1 protein-coding gene and 1 pseudogene are annotated in these 1,430 nt (G+C 54.5%); both read right to left on the bottom strand.

Features of this window, described 5'->3' with window-relative positions; genetic code table 11:
• Nucleotides 1–553: pseudogene (locus QMG56_RS23235) on the bottom strand (hypothetical protein); the annotation flags it as partial.
• A gap of 39 nt (nt 554–592) precedes the next feature.
• Nucleotides 593–1,430 (bottom strand): hypothetical protein (locus QMG56_RS23230; RefSeq protein ID WP_375713762.1); only part of this gene is annotated, 838 nt, incomplete at its 5' end.

The raw sequence follows: 1,430 nt of genomic DNA, 5'->3' as shown, positions 1-1,430 counted from the left end.
GCATGAAAGCCACGCTCAGAACGCTGCCGTCGGGCAGTTGTTGATGGACGTGATCGGAGAGGCGTGCGCCGATCATGGTGCAGAGGAACTTCTCAGAGGCGGCGTAGTCGCCGGTCATGATGGCAACATGGCCTATGCCCATCGCGCCGGTCTCAAAACCGCCGAGAATATGAGGAGATTCGAACGTGCCGCCGTCATGGAGACCATGCGCGATCTCAAACCTGACGCCGTTGGGATCAAGGAAATGAAAATACTCCTCCACACCCCGCAATGCCGCCCCTTGGGCATCACCTTCCCTGACGTCAACATTGCCAGCACGCAACGTGGCTTTCCGCGCTCGATATTCATCAAGGCTATCCACTTCCCAACCGACCCATGCAATATCGTCCGCCGGACCCTGGACGCATTGGACCCGGCGGAGTTTTTCATCCATCCGGAAAAAAAGACCCGTCGTATCGCGTTCGCAGACGAAGCCAAAATCCCGGCCAAACGTCTCCCACGCATCCAGATCGGAAACCTCGAGACCAAAATATCCTGTTTTTATTGCCATCATCACTCTCCCAATCATCCGTCGGTTAAATTCGTGTCCAGATCACACCATCAAATCCTGATTTTCTCCAGTGAGGACAAATCTGGCGAAGTTTACCGAGCTTTTTTGGGGGTTAACAAAAAGGTGGTTTGATCCGGTATTTATGTCCCGGAAATATCTTTGCATCTGGCTATTGCGGTTGAATATCGAACCGCCGGAATTGGCCGTCAGCAGATTAACTGCATCACGACATTGCTTGACGATATTTGCAGCATCCCATTTGTAAAAGACCCGCCGGTCGAGCGGAACGTCCTCGCCGCGCATCGCGAAGTCGGCCATCTCGTCCGCATCCCGGTTTAGCCGAAGATGCGCCCCATCCAGAAGAGAATGGGCTTCTGCCAATACCTGCTGCGCAAGGGCGTCTTCCTTGAAGCCCGCCCCAGTATAAGCGCTCGTGCGCTTGCCTATATAATCGAGGTAAAAATCGAATGCGCCATCTGCCATTCCCACCAATACGCTGGCCAACGTCAACGCGAATACGCTGCCGAAGGGCAATTTGTACGTGTCTGCGGTGAACGTCGCACGACCAGGCTCCGCCAACACATAGCCGTCATTGATATTGTGAACACGATACGTGGGAACAAACGCGCCTTTGACAATGATATCCTTACTCCCAGTTCCGGAAAGACCAGCTGAATCCCATGACGATTGGACAATCTCGTAATCGCCTGGCGCCACCACCAAGGCAAGGTGATTGGTTTCTCCGTTCTCCATTTCAACAAGAGCACCAAGGATAACCCAGGTCGCGTGGTCGCAGCCACTTGACCAGGACCAGCGGCCTTCGACGGCATAGCCGCCCTCCACGCGCCTCGCCTTTCCGAATGGTGCGTAGGAGGAGGAA

This window comes from Sphingobium sp. BS19, assembly GCF_027925545.1.
Taxonomy (GTDB): domain Bacteria; phylum Pseudomonadota; class Alphaproteobacteria; order Sphingomonadales; family Sphingomonadaceae; genus Sphingobium.
The sequence above is the reverse complement of the archived record's forward strand: the minus strand, read 5'-3'. Positions and strand labels throughout refer to the sequence as shown.